The sequence below is a fragment of the Leifsonia sp. NPDC058248 genome, from assembly GCF_042881905.1.
Taxonomy (GTDB): Bacteria; Actinomycetota; Actinomycetes; order Actinomycetales; family Microbacteriaceae; genus Leifsonia.
This window is the reverse complement of sequence record NZ_JBHVXB010000003.1, coordinates 452,906-459,676: the sequence shown is the minus strand read 5'-3', so window position 1 is coordinate 459,676 and position 6,771 is coordinate 452,906. Positions and strand designations below refer to the sequence as shown.

The window sequence follows — 6,771 nt, the reverse complement described above, 5'->3', positions numbered from 1 at the left end:
AGGCGGCCCGCGTCGCCACCGCCAACGCAGCCTGCATCCGGCCCACGCGGCCTGAATCGGGCCGCGCGGGGCGCCTTACGTGCTAAATGTGCGGATCAACGGGGGTTGAACCGCACTTTCGGCACGAAACGTTGTCGCGCGAGACGCGCGAGCGCGCAGCGCAGCAGCGCTAGCGCTTGCGCTTCTCGCGCACCCGCATGTTGAGCTGGATCGGCGTCCCCTCGAACCCGTAGATCTCGCGCAGGCGCCGGATGATGTAGCGCCGGTACCCGGGGTCGAGGAACCCGGTCGTGAAGACCACGAACGTCGGCGGCCGGCTGGTCGCCTGGGTGCCGAACAGCACGCGGGGCTGCTTGCCGCCACGGACGGGGTGCGGATGCGCGGCCGTGAGCTCCGCCAGGAAGGCGTTGAACTTGCCCGTCGGGATGCGCGTGTCCCACGACTCGAGCGCGAGCTCCAGCGCCGGGACCAGCTTCTCCAGGTGACGGCCGGTGCGCGCCGAGATGTTGACCCGGGGTGCCCACGAGACGTGCGCCAGGTCCTGTTCGATCTCGCGCTCGAGGTAACGGCGGCGGTCGTCGTCGAGCAGGTCCCACTTGTTGAAGGCCAGCACGAGCGCACGGCCCGACTCGAGGACGAGGTCGATGATGCGCACGTCCTGCTCGCTGATCGGCTCGGTCACGTCGATGACGACCACGGCCACCTCGGCCTTGTCGAGCGCGGTCGACGTGCGGAGCGACGCGTAGAAGTCGGCGCCCTGCTGGAGGTGCACGCGGCGGCGGATGCCCGCGGTGTCGACGAAGCGCCACACCTTTCCGGCGATCTCGACCTGCTCGTCGACGGGGTCGCGGGTCGTGCCGGCGAGCTCGTTCACGACGACGCGCTCCTCCCCCGCCGCCTTGTTGAGCAGCGAGGACTTGCCCACGTTCGGCCGTCCGACGATCGCGACGCGGCGAGGTCCTCCGACCTCCCGCTTGGCGACCTTGGAGACCTCGGGCAGAACCTTCAGGATCTCGTCGAGCAGGTCGGCGACGCCGCGGCCGTGCAGTGCGGAGACCGGGCGCGGCTCGCCGAGACCGAGCGACCACAGTTCGGTCGCGTTCGGCTCCTGGCGGATGTCGTCCACCTTGTTCGCGGCGAGGAAGACGGGACGGTCCGCTTTGCGGAGCATCCGGACGACCTGCTCATCCGTGGAGGTGGCGCCCACGTTCGCATCGACGACGAACAGCACCGCGTCGGCGAGGTCGATGGCGATCTCGGCCTGAGCCGCGACGGACGCGTCGATGCCTTTGGCGTCCGGCTCCCAGCCGCCGGTGTCGACCAGCGTGAAGCGGCGGCCGTTCCATTCGGCCTGGTACGAGACGCGGTCGCGGGTCACACCAGGGGTGTCCTCCACGACGGCCTCACGGCGGCCCAGGATGCGGTTGACGAGCGCCGACTTGCCTACGTTCGGGCGGCCGACGATCGCCAGCACAGGAAGGGCCGGCAGGTAGGTGATCGCGTCGGGGTCCTCGGTGACGGTCTCGAGGATGTCGAGGTCGCCTTCGTCGAGCTCGTACTCGTCGAGGCCGGAGCGGAGGGCGGCAGCGCGCTGGGCTGCGAGTTCCTCGTCGAGGTCGGCGAGGCGTTCGACGAGGTCGTCGGCGCCGTCCGGCTCGGTGAGTTCGCCCTTATCGGGCACTGTGTCAGACATGGGTTTCCTTCTGCACGACCTCGATGACCGCATCCACGGTCTGGTCGAAGTCAAGATCGGTTGAATCGACGGTGGTCACACCGTCGGCGGCGTTCATGAAGTCGACGACTCGGGAATCGGCCCGGTCGCGCCGGTGGAGCTGCTCGCCGACGTGAGCGGCGGATTGGCCGACGAGTTCCGCGGAACGCCTGGCTATTCTAGCCTCTTCGCTGGCGGTGAGCAGGATGCGCACTCGGGCATCCGGCGCGACGACCGTCGTGATGTCCCGCCCCTCCACCACGATGCCGGGTCTGAGGGTGTGCCGGATGATGTCCCGGAACAGTCTCGTGAGGTGCCCGCGCACCTCCGGAACCCGCGCCACAGCGCTCACGACCGCGGTCACCTCCTGCTCCCGGATGGCCTCGGTGACGTCGTGCTCGCCGACGAACACATGGTAGCCGTCCGGGTCGGTGCCGATGCGGTAGTCGAAGTCGGGCAGGGCGTCGATGACGGCGCTCGAGTCGGTGGGGTCGAGCCTGCGCTGCACGACGAACCAGCTGAGCGCGCGGTAGGCGGCGCCGGTGTCCAGGTAGGCGAATCCGAGGGTGCGGGCGGCGGCCTTGCTCACACTCGACTTGCCGCTGCCGGCCGGGCCGTCGACGGCCACGACGAGCACGTCGCCGATGTTCACGGTGCTCGGGTCGTTCACGGTGCTCGGTTCGCTCACGGTTCCAGGGTCGCTCATCCGGCGATTCTCCATCCTCGGGCGCTCAGGTCGTCGATCGTGCGCTGCAGCACTTCGGGCAGCACCGCGATCTCGGCGAGGCCCACTTGCGCGCCCGGCGAGTGCTCCAGCCGCAGGTCTTCGAGGTTCACGTCGATCTCTCCGAGCTCGGTGAGCAGCCGCGCCAGCTCGCCGGGCTCGTCGTCGACCATCACGACGATCGACGCATAGCGCTTGTCCTGGCCGTGCTTGCCCGGCAGCCGCGATACTCCCAGGTTCCCGCCGGCGAGCTCCTCCGCGATGGCTCGGCGCGAGCCGGCGACGTCGATGTCGCCGAGGGCCACGAGCATCCGGTCGAGGTCGTCGCGGTAGGCACGCAGGATGTCGACCACCGCCGGAGCGTTCGCCCCGAGGATCTGCACCCACAGCTCCGGCTCGCTTCCGGCGATGCGGGTCACGTCGCGCACGCCCTGTCCGGCCAGCGCGAGGGCGGCGTCCGTCGAGCCCGCGAGCCGCTTGGCCATCAGGCTCGACACGATCTGCGGGGTGTGCGACACGAGCGCGACGGCGGCGTCGTGCTCGACGGTCGCCATCTCGATGGGCGTCGCGCCCAGGTCCAGGATGAGCGACTCGACCAGCGAGACCGCCGCGCGCTCGTTCCCGGGTCGCCCGCACACCACCCAGGGCCGCCCGACGAACAGGTCGGCGCGGGCCGCGCTGGGGCCGCCGCGCTCACGCCCGGCCAGCGGGTGCGAGCCGACGTACCGGGAGAGGTCGATGCCGGCCGCTTCGAGCTCGGCCAGCGGCGCGACCTTGACGCTCGCCACATCCGTCACGATGGCCGACGGATGCGCGGCCAGCTCCGCGCGCACGACCGACGCCACGAGGTCGGGCGGCACCGCCACGACGATGAGAGCGGGCTCGGCGGAGCCGTCGTCCGCCCGCCCCGCCCCGTAGTCGATCGCGAGACTGAGGTGGGCCGGCGACGCGTCGGCGAGCAGCACATCCACCCCGCGCGCGCGCAGCCCGAGTCCGACGGAGGCGCCGAGCAGCCCGGCGCCGACCACGCGGACGGGCTCCGCGAGCCGGGAGGTCGTGTCGTTCACCTGGTGTCTTCCTGCGCGTCTTCCTGCGCATCCTTCTGGCGGGAGATGGTCAGCAGCTGGCCGAGTTCCACCTTAGTCAGGTCGCGCAGCTGGCCGACCCGCAGAGTTCCCAGGTGCAGCGGGCCGAACTGCCGGCGCACGAGCTCGATCACCGGATGCCCGACCTCGGCCATCATGCGGCGCACGATCCGGTTGCGGCCGGAGTGCAGCGTGAGCTCGACCAGGCTGTCGTTGCCCGCCGTGCTGCGTTCGAGCAGCCGGGCCCGGTCGGCGGCGATCGGGCCGTCGTCGAGCACGACGCCTTTGGTCAGCTTCGAGATGGTCTGCGGGCTCACGATGCCGCGCACGCGGGCGATGTACGTCTTGGTGACGCCGAAGCTCGGATGCGCGAGCACGTGGGCGAGCTCGCCGTCGTTGGTGAGGATGAGCAGCCCCGACGTCTCCGCGTCGAGCCGGCCGACGTTGAACAGCCGCTCCGGATAGTCGGCGGTGAACCGCGTCAGGTCGGGTCGCCCCTGCTCGTCGCGCATGGAGCTCACGACACCGACCGGTTTGTTCAGCATCACGTAGCGCCGGCTGGTGTCGAGCTGCACGGCCGAGCCGTCGACGGCGACCAGGTCGGCGGCCGGGTCGATGCGGCGGCCGAGCTCGGTGACGACCTCGCCGTTCACGGTCACGCGGCCGGCTGTGATGAGGTCTTCGGAGACGCGGCGCGACGCCACGCCCGCGGCCGCCATGACCTTCTGCAGGCGCTCGCCCTCGGCCGCGGCGTCCGCGCCGGAGCCGCGACTTGCGCCTGCACCTGTGCCGGAGCCCCGGCCGGCATCCTGCCCACGGGCATCCGGGCGCTTAGCGGACATCGCCGTCGAACCCGTCCAGGCCGTCCGCCAGCAACGGCGAGATCTTGGGCAGCTCGTCGATCGAGTTGACGCCGAGCTGGGTCAGCAGCAGATCGGTGGTGCCGTAGTTGATGGCGCCCGTCTCACTGTCGGTGAACATCTCGGTGATGAGGCCGCGGCCGAGCAGCGTGCGCACGACCGAGTCGACGTTCACCGCTCGGATCGACGCGATCGCCCCGCGGCTGATCGGCTGCTTGTACGCGATCACCGCGAGGGTCTCCAGCGCGGCCTGCGAGAGCTTGGTGGGGTTCTGCGCCAGCACGTAGTCCGACACCACGGCGTCGAACTCGCTGCGCACGTAGATGCGCCAGCCGCCGCCGACCTCGCGCAGTTCGAAGCCGCGCCGCACCCCCGCCACCCCGTCGGCGCCGACGCCGTCGAAGTCCGCGACCAGCGCATCCACGGCCCCGCGCACCCGCTTGACGGGCGCGCCGACAGCGGTCGCGAGCGTGACGATGCTCATCGGCTCGTCGGCGACCATCAGGATCGCCTCCAGCGCGCGCTCGAGCGGCACATCCGGCGCCAGCGACGGAGCCTGCACCTCGGCTTCCGCATTCTCAACCGTCATAGTCAGCTCCCAGATTGGACAGATTCTCTTCCGACCAGTGCTCGGCCGTCCAGCGCAGCGTCAGCTCGCCGAGCGGTTCCAGCTGTTCGAACGCGATCGCGGCGTGCCGGTACAGCTCGAGCACGGCCAGGAAGCGCGCGATCACGACGCCCTTCAGGTCGGCCCCGGCCACCAGTTGCCGAAACGTGAGGGACTCGCCCGAGCGGAGCATCCCGACCACGTGGGCGGCCTGTTCCCGGATGCTCACCAGCGGCGCGTGCAGATGGTCGAGGCCGACCACCGGGATCTCCCGCGGCGTGAGGGCGATCGTCGCGATGGCGGCGAAGTCGTCGGCCGTCAGCGTCCAGACGAGCTCGGGCGTGCGCTGCCGGTACTTGTCTTCGAGGCGCACGGTGCGGGCGTGCCGGGTGGCCTCGGCGTCGAGGCCGGCCTGGAACCATGCCGACGCCTCCTTGAACGCGCGGTACTGCAGCAGGCGCGCGAACAGCAGGTCGCGGGCTTCCAGGAGGGCGACGTCTTCGGCGTCGACGAGCTCGCCCTGCGGCAGCAGCCCCGCCACCTTGAGGTCGAGCAGCGTGGCGGCCACGAGGAGGAACTCGCTGGCTTCGTCGAGGCTGTCGTCGGAGTCGAGCGCGCGCAGGTAGCTGATGAACTCGTCGGTCACGCGGCTGAGCGAGATCTCGGTGATGTCGAGCTCGTGCTTGGTGATCAGCGAGAGCAGGAGATCGAAGGGGCCTTCGAAGTCGCCGAGGGCGACCCGGAAGGTGGTCGGCTCGGCTGCTGCCTGGGCGGGCTCCGCCGGTTCGACCTGGTCGCTGTCGGCCGGGCTAGGCGACGGCGCCACGCGAGATCAGTTCCCTCGCCAGCTGGCGGTACGCCTCGGCGGCGGCGTGCTCGGGCGCGAACTGGGTGATCGGGGTGCCGGAGACCGACGCATCCGGAAACTTGACCGTCCGCGAGATCACGGTCTCGAGCACGCGGTCGCCGAACGCGTCGACGACCCGCTCGAGCACCTCGCGCGAGTGCAGCGTGCGCGAGTCGTACATGGTGGCCAGGATGCCGTCGAGCTCGATGGCGGGGTTGAGGCGCTCGCGCACCTTGTCGATCGTCTCGATGAGGAGCGCGACGCCGCGTAGTGCGAAGTACTCGCATTCGAGCGGGATGAGCACGCCGTGGCTGGCGGTGAGCGCGTTGACCGTGAGGATGCCGAGCGACGGCTGGCAGTCGATGAGGATGACGTCGTAGTCGCCGCTCACCTTGCGGAGCACGCTGGCGAGGATCTGCTCGCGGGCGACCTCGTTGACGAGGTGCACTTCGGCGGCGGAGAGGTCGATGTTCGCCGGGATGATGTCGAGCCCCGGCGTTCCGGTGTGCTGGATGGCCTCGGACGGGTCTTTCGTGCGCGACAGCAGCAGGTCGTAGATCGTGGTGACGTCGTGCGTCTGCGCGCCCAGGCCGGCCGAAAGGGCGCCCTGCGGGTCGAAGTCGACGGCGAGCACCCGGCGGCCGTATTCGGCGAGACTGGCGCCCAGGCTGATGCTGGTCGTGGTCTTGCCGACGCCGCCCTTCTGGTTGCACAGCGCGATGATGCGGGCGGGCCCGTGGCCTTTCAGCGTCGGCGGCACGGGGAAGCTGCGGAAGGGACGCCCGGTGGGCCCGAGCCGTGTGGCGAGGGATGTCTCATCCATGCCCGGGAGCTCAGTCCGTACCTCGTCGTTGCGCGTCACCTGCGTGTTCCTCGTCCTCTTCTCGCGGCGTCCTTCAGTGGCTCAGTCTATCGGCGCAACCCCCGGTTCGCGGGC

7 protein-coding genes are annotated in these 6,771 nt (G+C 70.4%); all 7 read right to left on the bottom strand.

From position 1 onward, the window contains the following. Window positions 1-169 precede the first annotated feature (169 nt). From der to ACFVV5_RS07510, 7 genes are read right to left on the bottom strand one after another with little or no spacing between them, the layout of a single operon-like run. Window positions 170-1,693, bottom strand: coding sequence for a ribosome biogenesis GTPase Der (der, locus tag ACFVV5_RS07540; RefSeq protein WP_387241290.1), 1,524 nt, complete (start codon window positions 1,691-1,693; stop codon window positions 170-172). Then, the gene (gene cmk / locus ACFVV5_RS07535) at window positions 1,686-2,417 is read right to left on the bottom strand and encodes a (d)CMP kinase (protein ID WP_387241287.1); all 732 of its coding nucleotides are present in this window, start codon (window positions 2,415-2,417) and stop codon (window positions 1,686-1,688) included. Before cmk ends, der begins: the two co-directional genes overlap by 8 nt. Further along, window positions 2,414-3,502, bottom strand: a complete 1,089-nt coding sequence (locus ACFVV5_RS07530; protein WP_387241284.1) for a prephenate dehydrogenase — start codon at window positions 3,500-3,502, stop codon at window positions 2,414-2,416. Before ACFVV5_RS07530 ends, cmk begins: the two co-directional genes overlap by 4 nt. Beyond that, window positions 3,499-4,362: a pseudouridine synthase gene (locus ACFVV5_RS07525; RefSeq protein ID WP_387241281.1), complete on the bottom strand. Its 864-nt coding sequence runs from the start codon at window positions 4,360-4,362 to the stop codon at window positions 3,499-3,501. Before ACFVV5_RS07525 ends, ACFVV5_RS07530 begins: the two co-directional genes overlap by 4 nt. Further along, the gene (gene scpB, locus ACFVV5_RS07520) at window positions 4,352-4,969 is read right to left on the bottom strand and encodes an SMC-Scp complex subunit ScpB (protein ID WP_387241278.1); all 618 of its coding nucleotides are present in this window, start codon (window positions 4,967-4,969) and stop codon (window positions 4,352-4,354) included. Before scpB ends, ACFVV5_RS07525 begins: the two co-directional genes overlap by 11 nt. Next, complete coding sequence (locus tag ACFVV5_RS07515; RefSeq protein WP_387241275.1) at window positions 4,959-5,813, bottom strand: segregation and condensation protein A; 855 nt, start codon at window positions 5,811-5,813, stop codon at window positions 4,959-4,961. Before ACFVV5_RS07515 ends, scpB begins: the two co-directional genes overlap by 11 nt. Then, window positions 5,797-6,657, bottom strand: a complete 861-nt coding sequence (locus ACFVV5_RS07510; protein WP_387241272.1) for a ParA family protein — start codon at window positions 6,655-6,657, stop codon at window positions 5,797-5,799. The genes ACFVV5_RS07515 and ACFVV5_RS07510 overlap by 17 nt, the downstream gene beginning before the upstream one ends. Window positions 6,658-6,771: the final 114 nt, after the last annotated feature.